Source organism: Streptomyces sp. NPDC013317 (genome assembly GCF_055563155.1).
In genome coordinates this window covers 166,359-192,142 of sequence record NZ_JBVHDX010000008.1, presented here as the reverse complement: position 1 = coordinate 192,142, position 25,784 = coordinate 166,359, and the positions used below count along the sequence as shown (strand labels likewise).

Here is a 25,784-nt window from a genome sequence, read left to right as displayed (position 1 = left end):
GACAGCGATGTCCACCTTCCCCGATGCCTCCGGAGCCGGTTCGGTCGAAGCACCGAACCTCGACTTCGCGGGCACGACGCCGTACGAGGACTACGTACAGGCGGACGTACTCACCCACCTCCAGCACCTCCGCTCCGACGACCCGGGCGAGATGGTCTTCCTGGTCACCACCCAGGTCATGGAGCTGTGGTTCACCGTCATCGTCCACGAGTGGGAGACCGCGAGCCGCGCGCTGCGCGAGGACCGCATCCCGGTGGCGATGGACGCGCTCAAGCGCTCCGTGCGCGAGCTGGAGGCGCTGAACCACTCCTGGCGCCCGCTGGCCCAGCTCACCCCGGCACAGTTCAACTCCTACCGCGCGGCCCTCGGCGAGGGCTCCGGCTTCCAGTCGGCGATGTACCGGCGCATGGAGTTCCTGCTCGGCGAGAAGTCCGCGTCGATGCTGGTGCCGCACCGCGGGGCGCCGCGCGTGCACGCCGAGCTGGAGAAGGCGCTGCAGGAGCCGAGCCTGTACGACGAGGTGCTCAGGCTCCTCGCCCGCCGCGGGCTGCCCGTGCCGCAGGCCGTGCTCGCCCGTGATCTGGCGAAGAAGTACGAGCCGTCGCCGGAGATCGAGGAGATCTGGGCCGGGATCTACGCCGACGCCGACCAGAACGGGGAGCTCGTCCGTCTGGGCGAGGCGCTGAGCGACGTCGCCGAGCTGATCTGGCGCTGGCGCAACGACCACCTCGTCGCCACCCGCCGGGCCATGGGCTCCAAGACGGGCACCGGCGGCTCGGCGGGCGTCGCCTGGCTGGAGAAGCGGGCGCAGAAGAACGTCTTCCCCGAGCTGTGGACGGCGCGCAGCCATGTCTGAGGCGATGCGCGAGAACGCGCTGCTCCGTGACTCGAACGACCCGCTGGCGAAGGTGCGCGAGAGGTTCGCCCTCGACGACGCGACCGTCTACCTCGACGGCAACTCGCTGGGCGCGCTCCCCGCGCACGTCGCCGACCGGATGGCCGACGTCATCACCCGCGAGTGGGGGCAGCTGCGCATCCGCTCCTGGGACGAGAGCGGCTGGTGGACCGCGCCCGAGCGGATCGGCGACCGGATCGCCCCGCTCGTCGGCGCGGCCCCCGGCCGGATCGTGGTCGGCGACTCGACGAGCGTGAACGTCTTCAAGGCGGTCGTCGCGGCCACCCGGCTCTGCGCCGACGACCGGGACGAGATCCTCGTCGACGCCACGACGTTTCCCACGGACGGGTACATCGCCGCGTCGGCGGCGCGGATGACCGGCCGTCGGCTCGTACCCGTCGCCCCCGCCGACATGGCGGAGGCGGCCGGGCCGCGCACGGCCGCCGCGCTGGTCAACCACGTCGACTTCCTCACCGGCCGGCTCCACGACCTGCCCGGGATCACGGCCGCGCTGCACGCGGCGGGCGCCCTGGCGATCTGGGACCTGTGCCACACGGCGGGCGCGCTGCCCGTCGGCCTGGAGGAGCACGGCGTCGACCTGGCCGTCGGCTGCACGTACAAGTACCTCAACGGCGGCCCCGGTTCGCCCGCGTACCTGTACGTCGCCGAACGCCATCAGGCCGGCTTCGACTCGCCGCTGCCCGGCTGGACCTCCCACGCGGACCCCTTCGGGATGACCCCCGGGTACGCGGCGGCCGAGGGCGCGCTGCGAGGCCGGGTCGGTACGCCCGACATCCTGTCGATGCTGGCCCTGGAGGCCGCGCTCGACGTCTGGGACGGCGTCGACATGGCGGACGTACGGGCGAAGTCCCTCGCCCTGACGGACTTCTTCCTGGAGTGCGTCCGGGAGTACGTGCCGGCCGGCCGGGTCGAGTCGCTGACGCCCGAGGCGCACGGCGATCGCGGCAGCCAGGTCGCGCTGCGGTGCGCCGACGCCCCCGTCGTCATGCCGGAGCTGATACGGCGCGGGGTGGTGGGCGATCTGCGCCGCCCCGACGTGCTGCGGTTCGGCTTCACGCCGCTGTACGTCGGCTTCGCCGACGCGGAGCGGGCGGCGCGTGTCCTCGCCGAAGTGCTGGCGGAGGTGGGGTCCGGCCTCGACGGCTGAGGTCGGACGGTCCGATGATCGCTTGATCTGTGGGGGCGTCAGTCCTGATACGGTCCCCGCAGGTCAGGCCAATTCGGCCCCGTCCCCGAGAGGTTGGAACAGCATGCCGGACCCCGCCGCGCGCGACGCCGCCGAAGAAGCGTCGGCGTTCTCGCACCCGGCCGTCGCCCCGGACGCGTCCGCCGCGTACGGCGAGCACCCCGACCAGGTCGTCGACTTCTACGCTCCGCGTGACGGCCGGCAGCGGGCGCCGCTCGTCGTCGCGCTGCACGGCGGTGCCTGGCGGGCGCCGTACGACCGGCAGCATCTGACCCCTTTCGTGGACTTTCTCGCCCGCCGGGGGTTCGCCGTCGCCAACGTCGAGTACCGGCGGGGCTCCGCGCTGCCCCGGCAGGGCGGCACGGGGCCGGTCGCCGGCCGCTGGCCGGAGACCCTCGACGACGTGGCCGCCGCGCTCGACGCCGTACCGCGGCTGGCCGCCGAGCATCTGCCGCAGGCCGATCCGCGCCGGATCGTGCTCACCGGGCACTCGGCGGGCGGCCACCTGGCCCTCTGGGCCGCGGCCCGGCACGTCCTCGCGCCGGACGCGCCCTGGCGCCTGCCGTCCCCGCCCGCACTGCGCGGAGTGGTGGCGCTCGCGCCCATCGCGCACTTCGACCGGGCCGTGGAACTCGGGGTGTGCGGCGGTGCGGTGACCCAGTTCCTCGGCGGGGAGGGCGAGTTCGACGTACGGGCCCGGCACGCCGACCCGGCGCTGCTGCTGCCGACGGGGATCGCCACCACGGTCGTCCAGGGCCGGGACGACGTCGTCGTCCCGCAGGCCGTCGCCGACGCCTACGTGGACGCGGCGGCGAAGGCGGGCGAGACGGTCGGCCTCACGCTCCTCCAGGACGTCGGCCACTTCCCCCTGATCGACCCGGCGGCGGACGCGTGCGCGGTGGTGGCGGAGGAGATCGCCCAGCTGGCGTTCTGACCTGCCGGCCGAGCCGTCCGAGGACGAGGCCGCCGGTCGCGTAGTACCTGGGACGGACGCGGGAGGATCCGCCGTCATGGTGACGACCGCGTCCGTCGCCGCCCGTACCGTTGCTGACGTGACAGACACCCGTGACATGAGCCGCAGCCCCGAGTTCCGCCTGGCCCAGGGCGCGCTCGGCGGGCTGCGACAGGACCTCTTCCACAACGCCTTCGACTACCGGCCCATGCGGCCGATGGCGGTCGACGGGCCGCTGACCCGGCGCCTGCCCGGGCGCATACGGGCCAAGGTCCGCTGGACCCCGCACGCGATCGTCGGCGCCTGCGCCCTCTTCGTCTTCGCGATGGGGATGGAGCTCGCCTCCGGCAACGGCGTCTTCGCCCTCGTCTTCGCCGCGATGCCCGCGGTGGCGGTGCTGCTGACGCTGGTCCGTCCGGTGCTCGCCTTCTGGACGTCGCTCGCCTCCGCCCCCTTCGTGGCCCTCCTCGGCTCGTACGACTTCGGCTGGCCGTGGGGCCCGACCTCGGGCTTCGCCCAGGTGGTCGTCATGACGGTGGTGGCCGCCCGCACCCGGCCCCGTACCGGTGCCTGGATCTGGTTCGTCACCCTCGTGTACGCCTTCTTCGCCACCACGCTCAGGGGAGGCAGTGACAACGCCCTGTCGGTCCTCTTCCCCTCCGCGCTCGCCCTGCTCTTCGTGACCGTCGTCCAGGTCCGTCGCGAGGCCGAGCAGACGGTCACCGCCCAGCAGAGCGTGACCGCCGTGGAGCGCTCCCGGCGCACGCTGCTCGAAGAGCGCACCACCATCGCCCGCGAACTGCACGACGTCGTCGCCCACCACATGTCGGTGGTCGCCATCCAGGCCGAGGCCGCGCCCTACCGGGTCGAGAACCCGCCGCCGGAGCTGGAGCAGGCCTTCGTCACCATCCGCGAGAACGCCGTCGCGGCCCTGACCGAGCTGCGGCGCGTCCTCGGGGTCGTACGCGCGGAGGACTACGAGGCGCCCGACGCCCCGCAGCCCACGCTCGCCGACCTCGGCGGGCTGATCGGCAACGTCCGCGAGGCCGGGCTCGACGTCGAGCAGGCGGTGACCGGCGCGGTCCGTGAGCTGCCGCAGGGTGTGGAGCTCTCCGCGTACCGGATCATCCAGGAGGCGCTGAGCAACGTGCTGCGGCACGCACCCGGCGCCGGTGCGAAGGTGGAGGTGAGCTATGTCCTCGGCGGCCTCGGGCTGCGGATCGTCAACGGTCCGGCGCGCGGCCTGGTGAAGGCCTCCCCGGGCGCCGGTCACGGGCTCACCGGGATGCGTGAGCGGGTGACGATGCTGAACGGCGAGATGACGGCCGAACCGACCGAGGACGGCGGTTTCGAGGTCACGGCCTTCATCCCCGTGACCCGCGAGGAGATGGACCAGTGATCCGCGTACTGATCGTCGACGACCAGATGATGGTCCGCGAGGGCTTCTCGGTGCTGCTCGGCGCGATGCCGGACATCGAGGTCGTCGGCGAGGCCGTCAACGGCCGTGAGGCGATAGCCCAGGTCGCCGCCCTGCGCCCGGACGTGGTCCTCATGGACATCCGCATGCCCGAGCTGAACGGCATCGACGCGACCCGCGAGATCGTCGCGGCGGACGCGGACGCGAAGGTCCTCGTCCTGACGACCTTCGATCTGGACGAGTACGTGTACCAGGCGCTGCGCGCCGGGGCCTCGGGCTTCCTGCTGAAGGACGCCTCGGCACGGCAGCTGGCCGACGGGGTACGGGTGGTGGCGGCCGGCGAGGCGCTGCTCGCGCCGACCGTGACGAAGCGGCTGATCACCGAGTTCGCGAAGGCGGCGGAGACCCCGAGGGCGCCTGCCCTGTCGCAGGTGGGGGAGCTGACCGAGCGGGAGACGGAGGTCCTGGTGCTGATCGCGCAGGGGCTGTCGAACGCGGAGATCGCCGACCACCTGGTGGTGGCCGAGTCGACGATCAAGACGCATGTGAGCCGCATCCTGGTGAAACTGGGCCTGCGCGACCGGACCCAGGCGGCCGTCTTCGCCTACGAGGCGAGACTGGTGCAGGTCGGCGGGTAGCGACCGGTGCGGGCCGGCGGGCGGGCCGGTAGCGTCCGGTCATGGACGTTCCTTTCGAGCCGTGGTCGCCCGACTTCGTCGCCGACCCGTACCCCGCCTACGCCGAACTGCGGGCCATGGGCCGGGCACACTGGTACGGGCCGACCCGCCAATGGCTGATCCCGCACTACGCGGACGTGTCGGCGCTGCTGCGGGACCGGCGCCTGGGCCGCACGTACACGCACCGGTTCACGCACGAGGAGTTCGGGCGTTCGGCCCCGCCCGCCGCGCACGAGCCGTTCCACACGCTCAACGACCACGGCCTGCTCGACCTGGAGGCGGCCGACCACACGCGGATCCGGCGCCTCGTGTCGAAGGCCTTCACCCCGCGGACGGTGGAGAACCTGGCGCCGACGGTGGAGCGGCTCGCCGCGGACCTGGTGGCGGGTCTCGTGGCGCGGGGCGGCGGCGACCTGCTCGCGGAGGTGGCGGAGCCGCTGCCGGTCGCGGTGATCGCGGAGATGCTGGGCATTCCGGAGGAGGACGAGGAGCGGGGGCGGCTGCGGCCCTGGTCGTCGGACATCTGCGGGATGTTCGAGCTGAACCCGTCGGAGGAGACGGCGCGGCGGGCGGTCCAGGCCTCGCTCGAGTTCTCGGCGTATCTGCGGGAGCTGATCGAGCGGCGGCGCAAGGACCCGGGGGACGACCTCATCTCCTCGCTGATCGCCGTGGAGGAGCTGACCGAGCAGGAGATGGTCTCGACGTGCGTGCTGCTGCTCAACGCGGGGCACGAGGCGACGGTGAACACGACCGTGAACGGCTGGTGGACGCTGCTGCGCCACCCGGAGCAGCTGGCCGCGCTCCGGGCCGATCCGGCCGGGATGTTGTCCACAGCTGTGGAAGAACTGCTGCGCTACGACACACCGCTGCAGATGTTCGAGCGCTGGGTGCTCGACGACATCGAGGTCGGCGGTGTCGTGATCCCGCGCGGCTCGGAGGTCGCCCTCCTCTTCGGCTCGGCCAACCGCGACCCGGCCCGCTTCGCCTCCCCGGACGTCCTGGACCTCACCCGTACGGAGAATCCGCACATCACCTTCGGCGCGGGCATCCACTACTGCCTGGGCGCGCCGCTGGCCCGTCTGGAACTGACGGCGAGCTTCGGCGAACTCCTCCGCAGGGCCCCCCGCCTGCGCCTGGCGGCGGAACCGCGCTGGAACCCCGGCTATGTGATCCGGGGCGTGAGCGAGCTGCTGGTGGAGGTGTAGCCACGGCCGGAGGGCCGTCGCCCCGCGGCGCGGGACGACGGCCCTCCAGGCTCGATTCGGGGCCATGGCCCCGCCCGGTCCCCGCGTCAGGACGTCGTGAGGTCGCGTTTCCGGAGCCGCCAGAGGCCTGTCGTCACCAGCGCCGCCGCGACGGCCGTCAGCGTCCAGACCGGGGCCCAAGCCATCTCCTGCCCGGGCAGCTTCGGCAGGTGGCCGAAGGGCGACAGGTTCAGGACGGACTGCGGCAGGTCCAGCGCCGGGCCGATCCAGCCCAGTGCCAGGCAGAGCCCCGCCACCCCCCAGCCGGCCACCGCCGCCCTGGGGAACGCGCCCCACAGCAGCACCGCGAGACCCGCCGGCGTCCAGATCGCGGGGAGCTGGGCCAGCGACGCGCCCAGGATCGGGCCGAGGTCCCGGCCGTACGAGACGTACAGGCCCACCCCGGCCAGCAGCATGATCAGTGCCGCGCCGCCGAAGGCGATCACCAGATGACCCGCCGCCCAGCGCACCCGCCCGACCGCGTTCGCCAGGACCGGCTCCGCCCGCTGCGAGGTCTCCTCGCCGTGCAGCCGCAGCACCGAGCCGACCGCGTACAGCGCCGCGATCATCCCGAACATGCCGACCATCGTCGCGAGGAACGCGTCGGTCAGACCGCTCTGACCGCCCATCCGCTCGAAGATCTCCCGCGCCTGCTCGTTGTCGCCCACGATGTCCGCCGCGCCCTCGACCATTCCGCCGAAGACGAGCCCGCCGAGCAGGAAGCCGAGCGACCAGCCGAGCACGGTCCCGCGCTGCAGCCGCCAGGCCAGCGCCCCGGCCGTGCCGAGCCGGCCCTCCGCCGGGCCCGGCCGGGTCGGCAGGAAGCTCATGCCCACGTCACGCCGGCCGGCCAGCTCGTACGCCACCGCCGCCTGGACGAGCACGCCCACCGCGATCAGGAGCAGGACCCACCATCGCTCACCCGCGAAGGCGCGGACGTTCTCGGCCCAGCCGATCGGCGAGAGCCACGTCAGCGCCGAGGAACCGGAGGCGTCGCCCGCGTCCCCCGCCGCCCGCAGGACGAAGGCCAGGCCGAGCACCGCCGACGCCAGGCCCTTGGCGAGCCGCGCGCTCTCGGTGAGCTGGGCGACGATCGCCGCCGCCGTGGCGAAGAGCATCCCCGTACCGCCGACGGCGAGGCCGAGCGCGAGCGCACCACCCGCCCCCTGTCCCGCGAGTCCGGCGGTGATCAGGAGTGCGACGCCCGCGTTGGCGACGAGCGCGGCGAGGAGCGCGGCGGTCAGCGGGGCCCGCCGGCCCACCACGGCCGAGGAGAGCAGCTCCTGACGCCCCGTCTCCTCCTCCTCCCGGGTGTGCCGTACGACGACGATCAGGCTCATCACGGCCGCGAGCACGGCGGCGAAGGTGCCGAACCGCCAGGCCACGAGCCCGCCGAGCGAGTCGCCGAACACCGGTCCGTACAGCGAGCGCATGGAGCTGTTGGCGGTCATCGACGCGGCCAGTTCGGCGCGTTGCGCCCGGGTCCCGTACAGACCCTCCAGGGAGCCGACCCCGCTGGCGACGAGCCCGCCGGTGACGACGACCCAGATCGGCATCATCAGCCGGTCGCGGCGCAGGGCGAGCCGTGCGAGCGCCCCGGTCCCGGTGAGTTGGACGGCGAGCGTGCTCATCGCGCGGTCACCCCGTCCGTACGCGCGTCGTCGGCGTAGTGGCGCAGGAACAGCTCCTCCAGGGTGGGCGGCGTGCTCGTGAGCGAGCGCACCCCCGACTCGGTGAGCGAGCGCAGTACGGCGTCGAGCTTGTCGGTGTCGACCTGGAGCCGCACCCGGCGGCCCTGCACGGCGAGGTCGTGGACGCCGGGGAGGTGAGCCAGGCCGTTGGGGGCGCTCGCGAGTTCGGCGGTGACGCTGGTACGGGTGAGGTGGCGCAGCTCGGCCAGCGAGCCGCTCTCGACCGTCTGTCCCTTGCGGATGATGCTGACCCGGTCGCAGAGGGTCTCGACCTCGCTGAGGATGTGCGAGGAGAGCAGGATCGTCCGCCCTCGCTCGCGCTCCTCCGCCACACAGCGCTGGAAGACCTCCTCCATCAGGGGGTCGAGGCCGCTGGTGGGCTCGTCGAGGATGAGCAGGTCGACGTCGGAGGCGAAGGCGGCGACGAGGGCGACCTTCTGGCGGTTGCCCTTGCTGTACGTCCGCCCCTTCTTCGTCGGGTCGAGTTCGAACCGCTCGACCAGCTCGGTCCGCCGGGCCTTGTCGAGCCCTCCGCGCAGCCGCCCGTACAGGTCGATGACCTCGCCGCCCGAGAGGTTGCGCCAGAGCGTCACGTCACCGGGGACGTAGGCGATGCGGCGGTGCAGCTCGACGGCGTCGTGCCAGGGGTCCCGGCCGAGCAGCTGGGCGGCGCCGGAGTCGGCGCGCAGCAGTCCGAGGAGGACCCGGATGGTCGTGGACTTCCCGGCGCCGTTGGGGCCGAGGAAACCGTGGACCTCGCCGGCCTCGACCGCGAGGTCCAGGCCGTCCAGCGCGTGTGTGCGGCCGAACGACTTGTGCAGCCCGACCGCGGTGATTGCCTTCGTCATGATTCAGAACGTACGCTAGTTTCACAAATTTGTGAAGTTAAGGAACCGTGTAAAGTTGGGGGATGAGCGAGATGACGACCACCGGCAGTGCGGACGGCACTGCGGCGGGCGGCGACGAGGCGGTGTCGCGCTTCGTCGAGCGCTTCGCCGCCGAGCTGACCGAGGCCGGGATGCAGCGGATGGCGGCGCGCGTCTTCGCGGCGCTGCTCGCCTCGGAGAGCGCGTCCATGACCTCCGCCGAACTCGGGGAACAGCTGCGGATCAGCCCGGCCGCCGTCTCCGGGGCGATCCGTTATCTCAGCCAGGTCGGCATGGTCAGCCGCGAACGCGACCCGGGCTCGCGCCGCGACCGCTACGTCCTGCACAACGAAGTCTGGTACGAGTCGCTCACCCGCCGCGACGCGATCCTGACGCGGTGGGAGAAGGTGCTCCGCGACGGCTCCGAGATCCTCGGCGCGGACACGGAGGCGGGGCGCCGGACGGCGGAGACGGCGGCCTTCTTCGAGTTCCTCCAGAAGGAGATGCTGGCCATGCTGGACCGCTGGCGCGACCACAAGGCGGCCATGGCGGCGGAGGAACCGAAGGCGTAGGAGGGGGCGGCGCGGGGGCGGGGCTCAGGCCCGGGCCCCGCGCACAGGCCTGAGCTCCTGAGCCCAGGCGGCCGGACCCCGAGCTCAGGCCTGGGCCTCGGCGGCGGGTTCGGCGGCGTCGGCGGGTTCGACGGCCGCGTCGGTGTCGGGTCCGTGGTCCGGTTCGGTGTCTCCCGGTGCCCATCGCAGCAGGTCCCCCGGCTGGCACTCCAGTACCTCGCAGAGCGCCTCCAGCGTCGTGAAGCGCACTGCCTTGGCACGGCCGTTCTTGAGGACCGCCAGGTTGGCCGGGGTGATTCCGACGCGTTCCGCCAGCTCGCCGACGGACATCTTCCGCCTGGCCATCATCACGTCGATGTCGACGGTGATCGGCATCAGATCACCTCGTCCAGCTCGGCCCGCAGCGCCGTCGCCTCGACGTCGCGAGCGACGGCCTGGGCGAGGAGCATGCGCAGGACGAGGACGATCAGCCCGACGCCCAGGATCCCGAGGCCGACCCCGCCGAGCAGCAGAACCACGCCCGGGGCGACGGCCTCGCCGGGCGCCAGGATGGTGCCCAGGGCGAAGACCAGCAGCGCGGCGGCCACGAAGGCGCCGGTGATGATGTCCACGTACCGGAAGGCGGCGTGGGAGAACACCGTCCCGCGGCGCATCATCGTGAGCAGCCGCCAGACGCAGACCAGGACGGTCTGGGCGCACACGACGCCCAGGGCGAAGATCACGATGATCGGCACGCGCAGGTGCGAGAGTTCGCCGCTGGGGTCCTCGGTGTCGAGGAGCATCGCCGGCACGATCACCGTCAGCACGAACACCGAGCCGGCGAGCAGCGTCACCAGCACGGCGCGCAGGGCCAGTACCGCGAGTTGTCCCATCATCGCTCCTTCGATCGAGTCACGATGGGAATCTATTGATAAACGATAGGTCTGGCAAGTGGAGAAGGAACCTCGCGCCTCATGTCGCCGTGAGCCTGGGGCCCCCGGCCCTCCGGTGTCAGCCCTCTGGGACCTCTCAGGCCTTGGGCAGGGTCAGCCCCCACGCCCCTTCCCGCACCGTCCAGGTCCGCCTCCGGACCGGGCCCGACACCACCGTGTCCGCGCGGTAGCGGAAGTCGGGACCCGAGACCGTCAGGGTGCGGGCGTCGGTCTGGATGGGCGGCGCCGACGGGGGCTGGATCGTGATCGCGGCAAGACCCGTGAGGGACGACCGCACGCTCACCCCCTCCACCGGCGCGCTCACATCGCTGAGCAGGACGCCGTCCGCCTCCACTCGCAGCCGGTGGACCCGGACCGCGGCCTGCGCCGGGGCGGGGTGGACCAGCGTGCGGACCAGGGACCGGCAGGTGTCCCAGACGGTCGGCGCGGCCGGCGCGGGTACGAGCGGACGCCGCCCCGCCGGGATGCGCAGGTCGCCCAGGACGACCCCGTCGCTGTCGTCGACGAGCAGGTCGAGCCGGTGCGCCGCCCCGTCGAGCACCGCCCGGGCGGCCGCCACCGTGCTCCGCGGCACGCCGAGCGCGTACGCCACTTCCAGGGTGTCGGGCGCGCCGACCGGAACCAGTGACAGCGCCCCGTCCGCGAGCTCACGCTCACGGTGCAGGAGAGTCACCGTCCGTAGCAGCGCACGGTCGTCGCCGACCACGACGGGACGCCGGGAGCCCCGGCGGGCAAGGGCCCGGGAGAATTCCTCCGGGCTGTCCGGAAGGCAGATCTTCGTCTCCGCTCCCGCACACAACACATCTTTCGCGATCCGTACGGACTCGCCGTCACTTCGGCGGGCGACCGGGTCGATGACCACCAGCAGCTGGTCGTGAGCCGACACCTCGGTCCTTCCTCGGGTAGCATCTTTGTGCAAGAGCCCCTTGCGCTATTGCGCCAGGGGCTTCGTCTATTCCGGGGCACACCGGTGAGGCGGCCTCGGCCCCTGACCTTGGACATGCCCCACCCGGAAGGGGTGTACGCCTGTGCCCGCACTTGTGCTGCTCGGTGCTCAGTGGGGTGACGAGGGCAAGGGAAAGGCCACCGACCTCCTCGGTGGATCCGTTGACTATGTAGTGCGCTACCAGGGCGGCAACAACGCCGGCCACACGGTCGTCGTCGGCGACCAGAAGTACGCGCTGCATCTTCTCCCTTCCGGAATCCTCTCCCCGGGGTGCACCCCGGTGATCGGGAACGGAGTCGTCGTCGACCCGGCGGTCCTGCTCTCCGAGCTGAGCGGGCTGAACGAGCGAGGCGTCGACACGTCGAAGCTCCTGATCAGCGGCAACGCGCATCTGATCACCCCGTACAACGTCACCCTCGACAAGGTGACGGAACGGTTCCTCGGTAAGCGCAAGATCGGCACGACGGGACGCGGCATCGGCCCGACCTACGCCGACAAGATCAACCGCGTGGGCATCCGGGTCCAGGACCTGTACGACGAGTCGATCCTCACCCAGAAGGTCGAGGCGGCGCTCGAGGGCAAGAACCAGCTCCTCGCCAAGCTCTACAACCGCCGCTCCATCGACGCCGCGCAGATCGTCGAGGAGATGCTCCAGTACGCGGAGCAGATCAAGCCGTTCGTCGCGGACACCACCCTGATCCTCAACAACGCGCTGGACGAGGACAAGGTCGTGCTCTTCGAGGGCGGCCAGGGCACGCTCCTGGACGTCGACCACGGCACGTACCCCTTCGTCACCTCCTCGAACCCGACCGCGGGCGGCGCCTGCACCGGTGCGGGCGTGGGTCCGACGAAGATCAGCCGGGTCATCGGCATCCTCAAGGCCTACACGACCCGCGTCGGCGCCGGCCCGTTCCCGACGGAGCTCTTCGACGCGGACGGCGAGGCGCTGCGCCGCATCGGCGGCGAGCGGGGTGTCACCACCGGCCGTGACCGTCGCTGCGGCTGGTTCGACGCGGTCATCGCGCGGTACGCGACCCGGGTCAACGGCCTGACGGACTTCTTCCTCACCAAGCTCGACGTGCTGACGGGCTGGGAGCAGATCCCGGTCTGCGTCGCGTACGAGATCGACGGCAAGCGCGTCGAGGAGCTGCCGTACTCGCAGACCGACTTCCACCACGCGAAGCCGATCTACGAGATGCTGCCGGGCTGGTCCGAGGACATCACCAAGGCCCAGACCTTCGCCGACCTGCCGAAGAACGCGCAGGCGTACGTGAAGGCGCTGGAGGAGATGTCGGGCGCGCCGATCTCGGCGATCGGCGTGGGCCCGGGCCGGACCGAGACGATCGAGATCAACTCGTTCCTCTAGGAGCCCAGGCGCGCTCAGGCGCTCAGGTGTTGCGGGTGTGCCCCGGTGCCGGACTCGGCACCGGGGCACAGCCGTCTCCGGAGGCCGGGGCGGGTCAGACGCGGTAGTACTCGCCCGGCTCGCCGTCCATCATCGGGAAGACCAGCAGGCGCTCCCGTCCCTTGAAGCGGTCGACCGACAGGTAGCCGGAGATGTCGGCCCGCTCGCAGCCGCGGTCGGAGGCCTCGGGGACCGATGTCGCCGGGCCGACGACCAGCGGCGTCCCGGTGCCGGCGAGGATCGCCGTGAAGGTGCAGACGAGCGACTCGGACGTCTCGTTGCCCTCGTCGTCGGTGCGCGGGTAGACGTGCACCCGGCGGAAGACGGCGGCGCCCACGGGGCCCTGCGTGATCGTCACCTCGTCGCTGTAACGGTCGCGGTTCTCGCCGAAGATCAGCGGGTCGTTCTCCATCCTCCACCGGCCGAGGAGCCGCTCCGGAACGACGCTGGTGCCGGTCCCCGCCTTGCGGAACGTGGCCTTCGCGGCCCCGGACGACCACTCCAGGACGTCGGGGGAGCGCAGGGTGAGCGTCTGGTGCGCGGCGGGGGTGCAGCGCTGGGCGGGGACGCTCGTCGTGACGTCGGACTCGCCCAGGACCACCTTGTCCTCGTCGGCGGAGACGAGCCGCGAACGGCCCATGCACAGCCGCTCCTCGTTCACCTGGACGTAGACGGCGACCTTGGAGCCCTCGGCTCCCTGGCCGATCTCGATCCGGGCGGTCTCGCGGGGGTGGTCGGCCGAGCCGCTCCGGACACCCTCCCAGGCGCCGAGGAACGCGGCCGCCACGATTCCCGACGGGCGTGCGGACACCTCGCCCGTCTGTCCGGCGGCGCGGTTCTTCTGCCCGTCGCCGCCCGTGCCCGGGTCCGGCCAGAAGACGTACGTGAGCGTGGCCGCCGCGGCGAGGACGAGGGCCGTCGCCGCGGCGATCAGGCCGCCGCGCCGCCGCCCGCGCGCCTTCGGGGCGGGCGGGGGAGTGGGGTCGCCGGGGCGGCCGGGCCCGGCGGTGCCCTCCGCTGTGCCGTCCGCGGCGCCGGCCGAGGTGGTCGCCTCCGCCTCCAGGACCCGCGCGGCGTGACGGCCGAGGCGGGCCAGCACCTCCGCCGGGAGCCACGGGTCGGCGACCGTGATCGTCTCCACCAGCTCGGCGGCCGTGGGGCGGGCGGCCGGGTCCTTGGCGAGGCAGGCCCGGACCAGACCGGCCAGTTCGGCCGGCAGGTCCCCCAGGTCGGGTTCGTCGTGGGCGATGCGGAACATCGTGGCGTGGACACCGCTGTCCGCCGTACCGAACGGAGCCTGGCCCGTCGCCGCGTAGACGAGGACCGAGCCCAGGCAGAAGATGTCCGAGGCCGCGGTCAGCTTCTCGCCGCGCACCTGCTCGGGTGACATGAAGCCGGGTGAGCCGACCACGGCCCCGGTGCTGGTCAGCCCGCCGTCGGTGACCGTCTCCACGGCGCGGGCGATCCCGAAGTCGATGATCCGCGGACCGTCGACGGTGAGCAGCACGTTGGACGGCTTCAGATCGCGGTGGACGAGCCCCGCGGTGTGCACATGGGTGAGCGCCCGGGCGAGCCCGGAGGCGAGCGTACGTACCGTCGCGGTCGGCAGCGGTCCGAACTCCTCGCCCACCACGGCCCGCAGCGACGGTCCCGGGACGTAACCGACCGCCACCCAGGGGGAGTCGGCGGCGGTGTCCGAACCGAGGACCGGGGCCGTGCCGGTGCCGCCGACCTGTTCCAGCGCGGCGACCTCGCGGGCGAACCGGCGCCGGAACTCGTCCCGGGCGGCCAGCTCCGCGTGCACGACCTTCACCGCGACCGTCCGGCCGCCCGCCGAACGGGCCAGGAACACCCGGCCCATTCCGCCGGCGCCCAGCCGTCCGAGCAGACGGAACGGGCCGATGCTGACCGGGTCTTCCGCGTTCAATGGCTCCACGTGGGAAGAGGATGCCAGACGGCCTCGGAGGTGTGGCGTCATCCTTCGCCGCAGATCCGCAGACCCTTGGGTGTGGCGCAGGGCAGATGGCCGTGGGTACGGATCACGTCCTGGCCGCTGCCCCGGCTCAGATAGGTGAGAAAGCTGGAGGTCAGCGAGTCGGCCGGGGGCTCGCCCCAGGTGTAGGCGTACTCGATCTCGCGGTACGGGTAGGTCGACTCGCCTATCTCGTCCACGTGCGCCGCACGGCCGTCGATGGCGACCCGGTGCAGGCCCTTCAGCCCGCTCGCGGCGCGGAGTTCGGTGTAGCCGACGGCGCCCGGAAGCCTGGCGACCGTCGACAGCACCTGGTCCGTGCTGTCGAGTTCGCAGCGCACGACCGGGGACTCCGGGTCGTCCTGGTTCTGGCAGTCGCGGGAGGAGTTCCCCGGCTCGTTCCGGCCGAGGACGCGGCGCTGGAAGACCTCCCGCGTACCGGAGTTGGCATCCCGGCTGACCAGGCGCACCGGCACGTCCGGGCCGCCCGGTATCTCGCTCCAGTTGGTGATCCGGCCCTGGTAGAGGCTGCGGACCTGGTCGAGGGTGAGGTCGGCGACCGGTATCCCGTCGTGGACGACGAGGGTGAAGAGGGAGACGGCGACCATGCTCTCGCGCAACTGCGGGTATCCGCCGGGCTTGCGGCCGTCGGAGAGCGCGACGACGGCCGGGGAGCCCTTCCCGGCGCCGGCGCCCGCCGCCGCCAGCTCCCGGATCCCCGCCGTCGAGCCGTGGGCGTCGACCACGACGGTGGACCCCTCGCAGTCCTTCTCGTACTTCCGCGCCAGCTCGCGCACCGCCGGGGCGAACGCGGTGGAGCCGGTGACCGTCAGGGTGCCCCGGGCGCAGCCGATGGGCGGCGGGTCGTCGCCGCGGACGATGATCGTGGCGAGGGTGACCACGCAGGCGGCGAGGACGAGCGTGATGTTCCGGGCGGCGGGGCTGAAGGTCGGTGCCTTGTCGTCGACGCTCATGCTCTCGTTGCGGTGGATGTCCACCACATCCCGCGTGCCGGTGATCCGGATCGCGCGCTCGGAGACACTGCCGGAGAGCAGGACGAGCAGTTTGAAGTACTGCCCGCGCTCCAGCGACACCTTGGGCATCACGACGGAGTCGCCGTCCTTGCGCAGCCCGCGCCCGGTCGCCATGTCGTTGCGTACCGGCTCGAACGCTCGCGGGATCGTGGCGACGACCGCCTGGACCGTTCTGTTCCCGAAGGTGATCTTCAGGCCCTCGCGTTCGCTGGACTGCGTGTAGTCCCCGTGGTTGATCTCGCGCAGGCCGTCGTTCTCGATCCGGAGGAGGACCAGGGTGGAACCGTTGGCGTCGCCGAGGTCGCCGTCCCGCAGCGTCAGGTCGCCCACGCTCTCGTCCGCCATGTGCAGGGGTGTGTTGAGCTGCACGCGGTAGCCCAGCCGCCTGCCCCGCTGGAGGAAGCGCTCGTAGGCGACGACACCGGCCGAGACGACGACACCGAGGAGCGCGGTGACCACGGCGATGACGTTCTCTGCGGTAACCCAGTCCACGAGCGAGACGGTACGGACGCTTGTGCGGTTCTGTGGGGGAGGTCGTCTCCCGCCACCAGCTGTTCTCCCTTCGTTCAGGTCGCTACGGGTTGGCCGCGTATCTGTTGCCGGTGGTGTGGACCGTGGGTGTAATGGCCACGAGGGGGCCCGTCGGAGAGGAACCCCATGCGTGTCGTCGAAGTGACCGCCTACGGCGGCCCTGAGGTCCTGAGGATGGCCCGCCGGCCCGAGCCCGAGGCCGGGGACGTCCCGGGACGTGTCCGCGTGCGTCTGAAGGCGGCCGGTGTGAACCAGGCGGACCTGCGGATCCGCGCCGGCCGGTACCCCGGTCATGTCGGCGATCTCAAGCCTCCTTTCGTGCTCGGTACGGACTTCGCGGGCAAGCTGATGGACCCGGTGCCCGGCATGCCCGAGGGAACCCGCGTGGCCGGCTTCGTGCCCTGGTTCGAGGAGCTGACGGGCGAGGGGACCTACGCCGAGGTCCTGCGGGCCGCCCCGGAGTGGCTTGCCCCGATCCCGGACGAGGTGGACTACACGGTGGCCGCCTCCGTCCCGCTGGCCTCCGCCACCGCGCAGCAGGGTCTCGACCGCCTCGCGCTCCCGGCGGGAGCGACGCTGCTCGTGACCGGCGCGAGCGGGGTGGTGGGCCGTCTCGCCGTCCAGTACGCCGCGGCGGCCGGCGTCCGGGTGGTGGCCGTCGCCCACGAGGGCGACGAGCGGGAGCTGAAACTCCTCGGCGCGGAGCACAGCGTCGAGCGGGGCACACCGGAGGACGTGGTCGCGAGGGTGGTCGCCGCCGTCCCGGAGCGGGTCGATGCCTGCTTCGACGGTGCGTTCCACTCGGCCCCGGCTCTCGCCGCCGTCAAGGACGGGGGCGCCTTCATCGCCCTCGCCGCCGACCGGACTCCCGCCGCCGAGCGGAACATCCGGGTCGAGACGGTGCGCGGCCGGCCCGACGCCGCCCGCCTGAAGGAGACCCTGGAGAAGGTGGCGGCGCGGGAGCTGATCACCCGGGTGGCCGACGTCATGCCTCTGGAGGAAGTGGCGGAAGCCCACCGCAGGGCGGAGGCGGGCCACCGGCCCGGCCGCATCATCCTGATGATCTGATCGGCGTCTTTCACTTTCACCCTTCCCCCCAGCCTCACCTCAGCCGTGGCGGTCCGCGTGCACCAGCGACCGCCCCGGCTGCGTTCGTACCGCTAACGTTTATGTCACTAACGAAGCTATATCGTTCGGCGCCCTAACGCAAGGGGTAATCTGCGCGCATGACGACGGACGACGCGGGCGCCGAAACCGCCAGGGCTGCGAAGAGCGCCGGGAGCACCGGGAGCGCAAGGAGCACCGGGAGCCCCCATGGCGCTGAAGGTGCCGAGATGGATGAGCGGCAGACTCCCGCCCGCCTCCGTGGCCTCCCCAGCCGTCTCCTGAACATGGCCGCCGCGCGGGCGGACCGCCTGGTCGCCGCGAGCTTCGCCGAGCAGGACGCTCGCAAGTGGCACTACGCGGTCCTCGCCGCGCTCGACGACGGGGGTGCGACCAGCCAGGCCGGACTGAGCCGGCGCACCGGGATCTACCGCAGCGACCTCGTCGCCGTCATCAACGAACTCTCCGAGCGCGGCCATGTCGAGCGGACTCCCGATCCCGACGACCGCCGACGCAACGTCATCACCATGACCGAGGGCGGCCGTCGGCATCTTGAGCGCCTCGACGAGGTGCTGACCGAGGCGCAGGACGAGCTGATGGACGGCCTGACAGTGCTCGAACGGGAGCTTCTGACCAGCCTGTTGGAGCGCATGCTGCGAAGCTGAGCGGTCCCCGCGCCCGTGGATCGCGCCGCCCCGCGCGGGGGCGGCGCGAGCGTGGAGGGCCGGCCATCGCCTCAAGTGCGGTCATCGTCCCAAGTGTTGGTCTAGACCTTGACAGGTCCAGACCAAGAACGCTTCTCTGGGCTCTCCCCCACCGAAGGGCGAGCGCATGTTGCGACGTCTGCTGATTCTCGTCTCCGCACTCTGTACGGCCGTCGGACTGGCCGTCTTCCTCCCTGCCACCACCGCCGGTGCCGCACCCGCCTGCGTGGGCGCCTGGAACTCCTCCAGCGTCTACACGGGAGGGATGACCTCCTCGTACAACGGCCACAACTGGTACGCCAAGTGGTGGACCCAGAACGAGCGCCCCGGCACCTCGGACGTCTGGCGCGACGAGGGTGCCTGCGGCGGCGGCACCACCCCGCCGCCCACCTCCGGATTCGTCGTCTCCGAGGCCCAGTTCAACCAGATGTTCCCGAGCCGGAACTCGTTCTACACGTACAGCGGTCTCACGGCGGCCCTCGGCGCCTACCCCGCCTTCGCCAACACCGGCGGTGACACGGTGAAGCGGCAGGAGGCCGCCGCCTTCCTCGCCAACGTCCACCACGAGACCGGCGGTCTGGTCCACATCGTGGAGCAGAACACCGCCAACTACCCGCACTACTGCGACTGGGGCCAGTCCTACGGCTGCCCCGCCGGCCAGGCCGCGTACTACGGCCGCGGTCCGATCCAGCTCTCCTGGAACTTCAACTACAAGGCCGCCGGTGACGCCCTCGGCATCAACCTCCTGGCCGACCCCTGGCGCGTCGAGCGCGAGTCGGCCGTCGCGTGGAAGACCGGCCTCTGGTACTGGAACACCCAGAACGGCCCCGGCACGATGACCGGCCACAACGCCATGGTCAACGGCGCCGGCTTCGGCCAGACGATCCGTTCGATCAACGGTTCGCTGGAGTGCGACGGCAAGAACCCGGCGCAGGTCCAGAGCCGGGTGACGAAGTACCAGCAGTTCGCGCAGATCCTGGGCGTGCCGACGGGCGCGAACCTGTACTGCTAGTCGCCGGTTCTCCCGGCTCCCCGAACGACGGCACGACCCCGACGGCGGGCTCACGGACGACTGTGGGCCCGCCGTCGACATACGTCGACGAGGAGGAGACGGCCCGCCGGCCGACGGACCCCGTCTTCACTCGGGCGATGGAGTACGCACAGGGGGCCATGTGCCGACCGGGGGAGCCGGGTCGGTCCCGCCGACCTCCCCCAGCGCGCGGGAGAGCCGCTCCAGGACCCGTACCGTCTCGTCGAACTCCGCCTGGCCGCCGAGGGCGTCCGCGAGCCGGGCCGCGAGGTCGGCGTGGCCGGGGTCGAGCCGCTCGACGGCCGCGAGGCCCTCGGGGGTCGGCGCGAGGAGCTTCGCGCGCCGGTGGGCCGGGTTGGGCTCGTACACCGCGAGGCCCCGCTCGACCAGGAGGTCCGCGATCCGCTGGACGCTCTGACGGGTGATGCCCATGGTGCGGGCGATGGCCGATACGGGTTGCGGGGTGCGGAGCGCGGCTCCGAGGACCTGCCACCAGGCGGCGGTGAGGCCCACCGGGCGGGCCAGCTCCTCCGAGACCGCGAGGAACTGGCCGTTGAGCCGGAAGACGCCCAGCGCGGTGCGGGTGAGGGCGTCCTGCTGCTCCCGGCTCACGACGGCTCGTCCTCCGCGTTGAGCAGCTCGTACGCCGCCGCGTCCGAGTCGTGGAAGAGGCGGTACCAGGCGTCCAGCCTGGTGCCGTCGAAGGCGCCCATCGTGCCGAGCACCTCGCGGGCGAAGGCGACCGGCTCGGTCGGCCCGGCGGTGATGAGGTCGCCGGAGCCGTCGACACCCTTGTCCGTGACCGCGTCGGCGTCGACGTAGTGGTCGCCGCCCCGGTAGCCGGTGGCCGCCAGGTAGTACGAGACGGCGCTCGTGTGGGCGCGGTCGTCGAGGAGGCCTTCGCGGGCGAGCCCCGCGGTGGCGCCGCAGATGGCGGCGACGGGCACGCCGGCGTCGAGGAGGCGGCGGGCCGCGGCGGCGAAGGGGGCGAGGTCGTCGCCCGTGTCCCAGAGGTCCGCGCCCGGGAGCACCAGGAGCGCGCTGTCCTCGGGCCGGAGGTCCGCGAGGGAGAGGTCGGGGAGGATCCGCGTCCCGCCGATGGTGGTGACGGGCTTCTCGGCGACGGGGCCGACGGTCGTGACGGTGAAGCCGGAGCGGGCGAGCCAGGCGGTGGCGTGTCCGGTCTCCCAGTCGGCGAGGGTGTCGTAGACGGCGAGGTGGACGGTGCGGGGCATTTCGGGCCTCCAGCGTGATGTCGGTGCCGGTCTTTATGACAGCAGACTGTCAGTTCGACAGGATGCTGTCAATGGCCGAGGGGAAGCCGCGGGGGCCGCCGCAGGGCTTACGGACCGGGGACGGCAACGTGTCTGGTCCGTGTCGGTCTCGGTGGACAAGATGGTCATGGCCGCTCCGACCTGCGCGTCCTTACTCTGGATCCATGACCCCTCATGTCGAACCCGACCCTCAGGCCGGCGCGGCCGTGAAGGCCGCAGACCGTGCGCACGTGTTCCACTCCTGGTCCGCCCAGGGCCTGATCGACCCGCTCGCCGTCGCCGGCGCCGAGGGTTCGTACTTCTGGGACTACGACGGCAACCGCTACCTCGACTTCACCAGCGGCCTCGTCTACACCAACATCGGCTACCAGCACCCCCGTGTGGTCGCCGCCATCCAGGAGCAGGCCGCGAAGCTCACCACCTTCGCGCCCGCCTTCGCCATCGACGTACGCTCCGAGGCCGCACGCCTCATCGCCGAGCGCACCCCCGGCGACCTGGACAAGATCTTCTTCACCAACGGCGGCGCCGAGGCCGTCGAGAACGCCGTACGGATGGCCCGGCTGCACACCGGCCGTCACAAGGTGCTCTCCGCTTTCCGCTCGTACCACGGCGCCACCTCCACCGCGATCAACCTGACCGGCGACCCGCGCCGCTGGGCCTCCGACACGGGCTCCGCGGGCGTCGTGCGCTTCTGGGCCCCGTTCCTCTACCGCTCGCCGTTCTACGCGACGACCGAGGAGCAGGAGTGCGAGCGCGCCCTCGCCCACCTCGAGGACACCATCGCCTTCGAGGGTCCGGCCACCATCGCCGCGATCATCCTGGAGACCGTCCCCGGCACCGCCGGCATCATGACCCCGCCGCCCGGCTACCTCGCCGGCGTCCGCGAGATCTGCGACAAGTACGGCATCGTCTTCGTCCTCGACGAGGTCATGGCGGGCTTCGGCCGGACCGGCAAGTGGTTCGCCGCCGAGCACTTCGACGTCGTGCCCGACCTGATGACCTTCGCCAAGGGCGTGAACTCCGGTTACGTGCCCCTCGGCGGTGTCGCGATCAGCGCGAAGATCGCCGCGACCTTCGACAAGCGGCCCTACCCGGGCGGACTGACCTACTCCGGTCACCCGCTCGCCTGCGCCGCCGCCGTCGCCACCATCCAGGTGATGGAGGACGAGAAGGTCGTCGAGCACTCCGCCCGCATCGGCGAGACCGTCCTCGGGCCGGGCCTGCGCGAGCTCGCCGAGCGCCACCCCTCCGTCGGCGAGGTCCGCGGCATGGGTACGTTCTGGGCGCTCGACCTCGTCAAGAACAAGGAGACGCGCGAGCCGCTCGTCCCGTACAACGCGGCGGGCGAGGCCAACGCCCCCATGGCGGCCTTCGGCGCGGCGGCCAAGAAGCACGGCCTGTGGCCCTTCATCAACATGAACCGCACCCACGCCGTCCCCGCCTGCAACGTCTCCGAGGCGGAGGCCAAGGAGGGCCTCAGCGCCCTCGACGCGGCGCTCTCGGTGGCCGACGAGCACACCGTCTAGAAAGCGGGCCGGGCGCGCGGACCACCCGCGCGCCGTCGGCGTCAGAAGCGTCACAGAGCCGGACCCTCCGTCTGGTCTAGGGTGTCCCAGAGCCGGACGGAGGGGGCCTAACCATGCCCGCGAGCGGAGCTGTCACCCGCAACACCCTGCGGCGGCAGATCGCGGACGCGCTCCGTGACGAAGTGCTCGCCGGGCGTTTGCAGCCGGGTGAGGAGTTCACCGTCAAACAGATCGCCGAGCAGTACGGCGTCTCCGCCACACCGGTGCGCGAAGCCCTCGTCGACCTCTCCGCGCAGGGGCTCCTCGACTCCGACCAGCACCGCGGCTTCCGCGTCCACCAGTTCACGATCGACGACTACCGCGGCATGGTCGAGGCCCGCATGCTCGTCGTGGACGGCATCTTCCGCCGACACGACCCGGCCGTGCACCCGCCCGGGCCCGACGTCTCGCGCGGGGTCGCGCTCGTCTCCATTCGGCGCCGGGGCGAGGCTGCGGTCCGCGCGGCCCGCGCGGGCGACCTCGACATCCTCATCGGATACGACATCCGCTACTGGCGCGAACTGGCCCGGCTGGTCTCCGCCAACGACTACATCGCCGACTTCCTGCACCGCCTGCGGGTCCAGGCCTGGGTCTTCTCCGTGCCGTACCTGCGTTCCGACCGGGACCTCCTCGGCTGGCTGTGGAGCGGCCACGTGGACCTCGTCGACGCGCTGACCCTCGGCGACGCGGACGCGGCGGTCGAGGTCGTGCGGGTGTACAACCAGCAGTCGCTGGAGTGGGCGGACCGCGTGGAGCGCCAGGCACGCTGACGCCCCGCGCGGGTGTCGCGCGGCGTGCCGACGGGCAGGTCACCACCGGGTGTGCGGTGCGGACCGCGCCGACTACCCTGGCCGTCCCTGCAACTGACGGAGAGCGAGCCTCCCTTGGCCTGTGACCTGTGGCTGGTCCCGCTTGTCGACGTGCTGTGCCACAGCCCCGACAATCCCTTCGCCGAAGAGATCGCCGCCTACGACAAGGCCCTGACCTCGTCCGGTCTGCCCACCGTTCCCGTGTACGCCTACATGCCGGGGCTGTCCGGCGATGTCGCGCCCGTCGCCGGGTTCGACTACGACGCCCTGCACTTCCTGCGCCGCGCCTATCTGCTGCACCTGTGCGGCCTGCCCGTCGAGCCGGTCGACGAGCTCGGCGGGGACTACGAGCAGCTCCTGGAGATGTTCGAGGCCACGGCGCAGCAGTCCCATCTCGTCTGGCACTACGACCACGCCGGCGCGTACGTCCCCGTGGACTTCCCGGCTCCGCTCTCCAACGACGAACTCCTGGAAGGCGGCGGTCCGCTGGGGTCCTCCCACGGGCTGCTGCGGGAGCTGGAGTTCGTCGCCCCCGCGATCGGGATCGATCCGGCGAATCCGCCCGCCGCGCCGCTGCCGCCGGAACGGCCGACCTCGCTGGAGGAGCCGGCCGGGCCGATCGCGTACGAGGACAGTCCGTTCGCACGCGAGCGCCATGTGTGGCTCGGACTGCACGCGGCGGCGACCCGGAGCCTCGGCCAGGGCTCGATGATCATCCTGAGCTGACGTCGGCCCAGTTCGTACGGACGAAGGAAGGGTGCCCCCGCCCCGGGGACACCCTTCCTTCCGTTCGCCCTGCCCTGCTCTGCCCTGCCCTGCCCTGCCCCGCCCGCTCGTCCTGCCCGTACGTACGGTTCTGCCCGTACGGAGGTCAGCGCGGCTCCGGCGGCCGCTGCCTCGGCATGTTGGGGCGGGTGCCCGGCGGAAGGGGGAAGCGGGCCGACGGGTGCCCGCCCTCGGGCCGGGTCCCGCCCGTGCCCGCCGACTGCAGGGCCAGCGGCGTGGGGCCGGAGCGGAACTCGACCATCCAGTCCGCCGTCTCGGCCCGCACGAGCTCCGTCACGTCCTCCGAGAACTTGCGCAGCACCCCGAGGCACCGCTCGGCCGCCTCGCTCGCGGTCCCCTCGGTGGGCCCGAGGACCTCCCGTACGCTCTCCGACGCCCAGTCGAACTGCAGGGCCTGCAGCCTGCGCTGCACCGCCTGTGCCGTCGCCACGTCCCGCATCCAGCCCGACGTCAGCCCGAAGTACCGGTCGCACGCCAGGCACGCGGCGCCGAGCAGCAGGGACAGGTACCCCCAGCCCACCGCTCCGTCCGCCGCGCCCGTCAGATCGAGCAGCGGCAGCGCGGCGCCGACGACCACGCCGAGCGCCGTACCGAGGCGCAGCGCCCGGGCGCAGCGGCGCTTCCAGACCCGGTCGGAGAGGTACCACTCCGCCGTGTCGAGCGCTTGGGACTCGACCCAGCGGTACAGCTCGTCCAGACGCTCCGCGGGCTCGCCCCAGTCGCCGAGCGGGAACGGTGTCCCGGTCAGATCGCGGCGCGCGGCCGGCCGCCCGGGCTCTCCCGGTCGTCCCGGTTTCCCGGGCTGCGGCTGCGGCGGCTGCATCTCCGGCTGCTGGCTCACCGGGGCACTCCTCTGTTCAGCTCAGCGCTCGTGTCCTTCTGTGACGTGCGGTGCACGTGGTGCCTGCCCTTCCTACCGCCGAATGGTGGGCTGTGGGCCCGGAATCCCGGGATTTCCGCCCGCAAGAGGGTCTTGATCAGGTAGAGGAGCCCGCAGTTTCTCACTCGAAAGAGTTGTGGCGGCAGGCCGGGCATGGACCACGTAGGCTCGGCCGTACCGAACGTCAGTCGTCACATCAGTCGTCCGGTTGTCATCCGTATACCGTCGAAATGCCAGGAGTGACCGTGATTCCCGGTGGTGGCCAGCCCAACATGCAGCAGCTCCTCCAGCAGGCCCAGAAGATGCAGCAGGATCTCGCGCGCGCTCAGGAGGAGCTCGCCGCGACCGAGGTCGAGGGCCAGGCGGGCGGCGGACTGGTGACGGCGACCGTGACCGGCTCCGGTGAGCTGCGCGGTCTGGTGATCGACCCCAAGGCGGTCGACCCGGAGGACACCGAGACGCTGGCCGACCTCGTCGTGGCCGCGGTCAAGGCCGCCAACGACAACGCCCAGCAGCTCCAGCAGGACAAGCTGGGCCCGCTGACGCAGGGCCTGGGCGGCATGCCGGGCCTGGGCTTCTGAGGCGCTCGGGCTTCTAAGGCGCCCCCGCAGCCACTACCGTAAGAAACAAGCACTTCTGAGAAGGGCGCTCGCGTTGTACGAAGGCGTGGTTCAGGACCTCATCGACGAACTGGGCAGGCTGCCCGGCGTCGGTCCCAAGAGCGCCCAGCGGATCGCGTTCCACGTCCTCCAGGCCGAGCCGACCGACGTACGCCGTCTCGCGCACGCCCTCCTGGAGGTCAAGGAGAAGGTCAGGTTCTGCGCGGTCTGCGGCAACGTGGCGCAGCAGGAGCAGTGCAACATCTGCCGCGATCCGCGGCGGGACCTGTCGGTCATCTGCGTGGTCGAGGAGCCGAAGGACGTCGTGGCGATCGAGCGGACGCGTGAGTTCCGCGGTCGCTACCACGTCCTCGGCGGCGCGATCAGCCCGATCGAGGGCGTCGGCCCGGACGACCTGCGCATCCGTGAGCTGCTCGCTCGGCTCGCGGACGGGACGGTCACCGAGCTGATCCTGGCGACCGACCCGAACCTCGAGGGCGAGGCCACCGCGACGTACCTGGCGCGGATGATCAAGCCCATGGGCCTCAAGGTCACGCGTCTGGCGAGCGGCCTGCCGGTCGGCGGCGATCTGGAGTACGCCGACGAGGTCACGCTGGGGCGTGCCTTCGAGGGGCGGCGACTGCTAGATGTATGACGACAGGGTCTGCGCGTCCGCGCCCGAAGGAGGCACC

General features: G+C 72.0%; 26 protein-coding genes. 16 read left to right on the top strand and 10 right to left on the bottom strand.

Going from position 1 to position 25,784, the window contains the following annotated elements; translation table 11 throughout:
• Positions 1-7: 7 nt before the first annotated feature.
• From ACZ3IJ_RS21875 to ACZ3IJ_RS21850, 6 genes are all read left to right on the top strand, one after another.
• Complete coding sequence (locus ACZ3IJ_RS21875) at positions 8-856, top strand: tryptophan 2,3-dioxygenase family protein (protein ID WP_467470568.1); 849 nt, start codon at positions 8-10, stop codon at positions 854-856.
• Positions 849-2,063, top strand: coding sequence for a kynureninase (kynU, locus tag ACZ3IJ_RS21870; RefSeq protein WP_467470566.1), 1,215 nt, complete (start codon positions 849-851; stop codon positions 2,061-2,063). Before ACZ3IJ_RS21875 ends, kynU begins: the two co-directional genes overlap by 8 nt.
• Positions 2,064-2,166: 103 nt before the next feature.
• Positions 2,167-3,036 carry an alpha/beta hydrolase gene (locus tag ACZ3IJ_RS21865; protein WP_391801596.1) on the top strand — a complete coding sequence of 290 codons (870 nt, stop codon included), beginning with the start codon at positions 2,167-2,169 and terminating at the stop codon, positions 3,034-3,036.
• A gap of 76 nt (positions 3,037-3,112) precedes the next feature.
• Entirely contained in the window at positions 3,113-4,453 is a 1,341-nt protein-coding gene (locus ACZ3IJ_RS21860; RefSeq protein WP_467470564.1) for a sensor histidine kinase, read from the top strand.
• The gene (locus ACZ3IJ_RS21855; protein ID WP_352190399.1) at positions 4,450-5,109 is read left to right on the top strand and encodes a response regulator transcription factor; all 660 of its coding nucleotides are present in this window, start codon (positions 4,450-4,452) and stop codon (positions 5,107-5,109) included. The genes ACZ3IJ_RS21860 and ACZ3IJ_RS21855 overlap by 4 nt, the downstream gene beginning before the upstream one ends.
• Before the next feature lie 41 nt (positions 5,110-5,150).
• Positions 5,151-6,353, top strand: coding sequence for a cytochrome P450 (locus ACZ3IJ_RS21850; protein ID WP_467470561.1), 1,203 nt, complete (start codon positions 5,151-5,153; stop codon positions 6,351-6,353).
• A gap of 86 nt (positions 6,354-6,439) precedes the next feature.
• Here the strand turns inward: ACZ3IJ_RS21850 and ACZ3IJ_RS21845 are convergent, their stop codons facing one another.
• Both ACZ3IJ_RS21845 and ACZ3IJ_RS21840 read right to left on the bottom strand, forming a co-directional pair.
• Positions 6,440-8,023, bottom strand: coding sequence for an ABC transporter permease (locus ACZ3IJ_RS21845; protein ID WP_467470559.1), 1,584 nt, complete (start codon positions 8,021-8,023; stop codon positions 6,440-6,442).
• The gene (locus ACZ3IJ_RS21840; RefSeq protein ID WP_467470557.1) at positions 8,020-8,931 is read right to left on the bottom strand and encodes an ABC transporter ATP-binding protein; all 912 of its coding nucleotides are present in this window, start codon (positions 8,929-8,931) and stop codon (positions 8,020-8,022) included. Before ACZ3IJ_RS21840 ends, ACZ3IJ_RS21845 begins: the two co-directional genes overlap by 4 nt.
• A 62-nt stretch (positions 8,932-8,993) precedes the next feature.
• Between ACZ3IJ_RS21840 and ACZ3IJ_RS21835 the strand changes: the two genes are divergently transcribed.
• Positions 8,994-9,521 (top strand): GbsR/MarR family transcriptional regulator, encoded by a 528-nt coding sequence (locus ACZ3IJ_RS21835; RefSeq protein WP_467470555.1) that lies wholly within the window; start codon positions 8,994-8,996, stop codon positions 9,519-9,521.
• Between the two features lie 84 nt (positions 9,522-9,605).
• Here ACZ3IJ_RS21835 and ACZ3IJ_RS21830 read toward each other — a convergent pair whose 3' ends face one another.
• The 3 genes from ACZ3IJ_RS21830 to ACZ3IJ_RS21820 all read right to left on the bottom strand — a co-directional run bounded on the left by ACZ3IJ_RS21830 (position 9,606) and on the right by ACZ3IJ_RS21820 (position 11,339).
• The gene (locus tag ACZ3IJ_RS21830; protein WP_467470552.1) at positions 9,606-9,896 is read right to left on the bottom strand and encodes a helix-turn-helix domain-containing protein; all 291 of its coding nucleotides are present in this window, start codon (positions 9,894-9,896) and stop codon (positions 9,606-9,608) included.
• A complete protein-coding gene (locus tag ACZ3IJ_RS21825) occupies positions 9,896-10,393 on the bottom strand; it encodes a DUF2975 domain-containing protein (protein WP_467470822.1) in 498 nt (165 codons plus the stop codon). Before ACZ3IJ_RS21825 ends, ACZ3IJ_RS21830 begins: the two co-directional genes overlap by 1 nt.
• 136 nt (positions 10,394-10,529) lie before the next feature.
• Complete coding sequence (locus tag ACZ3IJ_RS21820; protein WP_467470550.1) at positions 10,530-11,339, bottom strand: diacylglycerol kinase; 810 nt, start codon at positions 11,337-11,339, stop codon at positions 10,530-10,532.
• 142 nt (positions 11,340-11,481) lie between these two features.
• On the opposite strand from ACZ3IJ_RS21820, the gene ACZ3IJ_RS21815 reads away from it, so the two are divergent.
• A complete protein-coding gene (locus ACZ3IJ_RS21815) occupies positions 11,482-12,765 on the top strand; it encodes an adenylosuccinate synthase (protein WP_391801588.1) in 1,284 nt (427 codons plus the stop codon).
• A 94-nt stretch (positions 12,766-12,859) separates the two neighbouring features.
• Here the strand turns inward: ACZ3IJ_RS21815 and ACZ3IJ_RS21810 are convergent, their stop codons facing one another.
• Together ACZ3IJ_RS21810 and ACZ3IJ_RS21805 are read right to left on the bottom strand one after the other, a co-directional pair.
• A complete protein-coding gene (locus ACZ3IJ_RS21810; RefSeq protein WP_467470548.1) occupies positions 12,860-14,740 on the bottom strand; it encodes a serine/threonine-protein kinase in 1,881 nt (626 codons plus the stop codon).
• Between the two features lie 38 nt (positions 14,741-14,778).
• Positions 14,779-16,302: a substrate-binding domain-containing protein gene (locus tag ACZ3IJ_RS21805; protein WP_467470546.1), complete on the bottom strand. Its 1,524-nt coding sequence runs from the start codon at positions 16,300-16,302 to the stop codon at positions 14,779-14,781.
• Between the two features lie 165 nt (positions 16,303-16,467).
• Here ACZ3IJ_RS21805 and ACZ3IJ_RS21800 point away from each other — a divergent pair, with 165 nt between their 5' ends.
• The 3 genes from ACZ3IJ_RS21800 to ACZ3IJ_RS21790 all read left to right on the top strand — a co-directional run bounded on the left by ACZ3IJ_RS21800 (position 16,468) and on the right by ACZ3IJ_RS21790 (position 19,161).
• The gene (locus tag ACZ3IJ_RS21800; protein WP_391801585.1) at positions 16,468-17,409 is read left to right on the top strand and encodes an NADP-dependent oxidoreductase; all 942 of its coding nucleotides are present in this window, start codon (positions 16,468-16,470) and stop codon (positions 17,407-17,409) included.
• Positions 17,410-17,675: 266 nt separating this feature from the next.
• Complete coding sequence (locus ACZ3IJ_RS21795; protein ID WP_467470545.1) at positions 17,676-18,110, top strand: MarR family winged helix-turn-helix transcriptional regulator; 435 nt, start codon at positions 17,676-17,678, stop codon at positions 18,108-18,110.
• A 166-nt stretch (positions 18,111-18,276) separates the two neighbouring features.
• The gene (locus ACZ3IJ_RS21790; protein ID WP_467470544.1) at positions 18,277-19,161 is read left to right on the top strand and encodes a glycoside hydrolase family 19 protein; all 885 of its coding nucleotides are present in this window, start codon (positions 18,277-18,279) and stop codon (positions 19,159-19,161) included.
• Positions 19,162-19,287: 126 nt separating this feature from the next.
• On the opposite strand, the gene ACZ3IJ_RS21785 is transcribed toward ACZ3IJ_RS21790, so the two are convergent.
• Together ACZ3IJ_RS21785 and ACZ3IJ_RS21780 are read right to left on the bottom strand one after the other, a co-directional pair.
• Positions 19,288-19,791 (bottom strand): MarR family winged helix-turn-helix transcriptional regulator, encoded by a 504-nt coding sequence (locus ACZ3IJ_RS21785; protein WP_467470542.1) that lies wholly within the window; start codon positions 19,789-19,791, stop codon positions 19,288-19,290.
• Positions 19,788-20,414: a DJ-1/PfpI family protein gene (locus tag ACZ3IJ_RS21780; protein WP_467470540.1), complete on the bottom strand. Its 627-nt coding sequence runs from the start codon at positions 20,412-20,414 to the stop codon at positions 19,788-19,790. The genes ACZ3IJ_RS21785 and ACZ3IJ_RS21780 overlap by 4 nt, the downstream gene beginning before the upstream one ends.
• Before the next feature lie 203 nt (positions 20,415-20,617).
• Here ACZ3IJ_RS21780 and ACZ3IJ_RS21775 point away from each other — a divergent pair, with 203 nt between their 5' ends.
• The 3 genes from ACZ3IJ_RS21775 (at position 20,618) to ACZ3IJ_RS21765 (ending at position 23,553) form a co-directional block, all read left to right on the top strand.
• Positions 20,618-21,979 (top strand): aminotransferase class III-fold pyridoxal phosphate-dependent enzyme, encoded by a 1,362-nt coding sequence (locus tag ACZ3IJ_RS21775; RefSeq protein ID WP_467470539.1) that lies wholly within the window; start codon positions 20,618-20,620, stop codon positions 21,977-21,979.
• A 113-nt stretch (positions 21,980-22,092) separates the two neighbouring features.
• Entirely contained in the window at positions 22,093-22,788 is a 696-nt protein-coding gene (locus ACZ3IJ_RS21770) for a GntR family transcriptional regulator (protein ID WP_467470537.1), read from the top strand.
• Between the two features lie 114 nt (positions 22,789-22,902).
• Positions 22,903-23,553: a hypothetical protein gene (locus ACZ3IJ_RS21765; protein WP_391801577.1), complete on the top strand. Its 651-nt coding sequence runs from the start codon at positions 22,903-22,905 to the stop codon at positions 23,551-23,553.
• A gap of 145 nt (positions 23,554-23,698) precedes the next feature.
• Here ACZ3IJ_RS21765 and ACZ3IJ_RS21760 read toward each other — a convergent pair whose 3' ends face one another.
• Positions 23,699-24,436, bottom strand: coding sequence for an SLATT domain-containing protein (locus ACZ3IJ_RS21760; RefSeq protein ID WP_467470820.1), 738 nt, complete (start codon positions 24,434-24,436; stop codon positions 23,699-23,701).
• Between the two features lie 302 nt (positions 24,437-24,738).
• Between ACZ3IJ_RS21760 and ACZ3IJ_RS21755 the strand changes: the two genes are divergently transcribed.
• Together ACZ3IJ_RS21755 and recR are read left to right on the top strand one after the other, a co-directional pair.
• Positions 24,739-25,074, top strand: a complete 336-nt coding sequence (locus ACZ3IJ_RS21755; RefSeq protein WP_352190427.1) for a YbaB/EbfC family nucleoid-associated protein — start codon at positions 24,739-24,741, stop codon at positions 25,072-25,074.
• Positions 25,075-25,147: 73 nt separating this feature from the next.
• Positions 25,148-25,747: a recombination mediator RecR gene (gene recR, locus ACZ3IJ_RS21750; protein ID WP_352190380.1), complete on the top strand. Its 600-nt coding sequence runs from the start codon at positions 25,148-25,150 to the stop codon at positions 25,745-25,747.
• The last annotated feature ends 37 nt before the right edge of the window (positions 25,748-25,784 follow it).

Excerpts from the sequence above, each read along its gene's own strand:
- ACZ3IJ_RS21760 (WP_467470820.1), bottom strand. The coding sequence starts at position 24,436 with ATGCAGCCGCCGCAGCCGCAGCCCGGGAAACCGGGACGACCGGGAGAG.
- ACZ3IJ_RS21800 (WP_391801585.1), top strand. The coding sequence starts at position 16,468 with ATGCGTGTCGTCGAAGTGACCGCCTACGGCGGCCCTGAGGTCCTGAGG.
- ACZ3IJ_RS21790 (WP_467470544.1), top strand. The coding sequence starts at position 18,277 with ATGTTGCGACGTCTGCTGATTCTCGTCTCCGCACTCTGTACGGCCGTC.
- kynU (WP_467470566.1), top strand. The coding sequence starts at position 849 with ATGTCTGAGGCGATGCGCGAGAACGCGCTGCTCCGTGACTCGAACGAC.
- ACZ3IJ_RS21840 (WP_467470557.1), bottom strand. The coding sequence starts at position 8,931 with ATGACGAAGGCAATCACCGCGGTCGGGCTGCACAAGTCGTTCGGCCGC.
- ACZ3IJ_RS21860 (WP_467470564.1), top strand. The coding sequence starts at position 3,113 with ATGGTGACGACCGCGTCCGTCGCCGCCCGTACCGTTGCTGACGTGACA.
- ACZ3IJ_RS21775 (WP_467470539.1), top strand. The coding sequence starts at position 20,618 with ATGACCCCTCATGTCGAACCCGACCCTCAGGCCGGCGCGGCCGTGAAG.
- ACZ3IJ_RS21835 (WP_467470555.1), top strand. The coding sequence starts at position 8,994 with ATGAGCGAGATGACGACCACCGGCAGTGCGGACGGCACTGCGGCGGGC.
- ACZ3IJ_RS21795 (WP_467470545.1), top strand. The coding sequence starts at position 17,676 with ATGGATGAGCGGCAGACTCCCGCCCGCCTCCGTGGCCTCCCCAGCCGT.
- ACZ3IJ_RS21850 (WP_467470561.1), top strand. The coding sequence starts at position 5,151 with ATGGACGTTCCTTTCGAGCCGTGGTCGCCCGACTTCGTCGCCGACCCG.
- ACZ3IJ_RS21830 (WP_467470552.1), bottom strand. The coding sequence starts at position 9,896 with ATGCCGATCACCGTCGACATCGACGTGATGATGGCCAGGCGGAAGATG.
- ACZ3IJ_RS21780 (WP_467470540.1), bottom strand. The coding sequence starts at position 20,414 with ATGCCCCGCACCGTCCACCTCGCCGTCTACGACACCCTCGCCGACTGG.
- ACZ3IJ_RS21845 (WP_467470559.1), bottom strand. The coding sequence starts at position 8,023 with ATGAGCACGCTCGCCGTCCAACTCACCGGGACCGGGGCGCTCGCACGG.
- ACZ3IJ_RS21770 (WP_467470537.1), top strand. The coding sequence starts at position 22,093 with ATGCCCGCGAGCGGAGCTGTCACCCGCAACACCCTGCGGCGGCAGATC.
- ACZ3IJ_RS21875 (WP_467470568.1), top strand. The coding sequence starts at position 8 with ATGTCCACCTTCCCCGATGCCTCCGGAGCCGGTTCGGTCGAAGCACCG.
- ACZ3IJ_RS21825 (WP_467470822.1), bottom strand. The coding sequence starts at position 10,393 with ATGGGACAACTCGCGGTACTGGCCCTGCGCGCCGTGCTGGTGACGCTG.
- ACZ3IJ_RS21865 (WP_391801596.1), top strand. The coding sequence starts at position 2,167 with ATGCCGGACCCCGCCGCGCGCGACGCCGCCGAAGAAGCGTCGGCGTTC.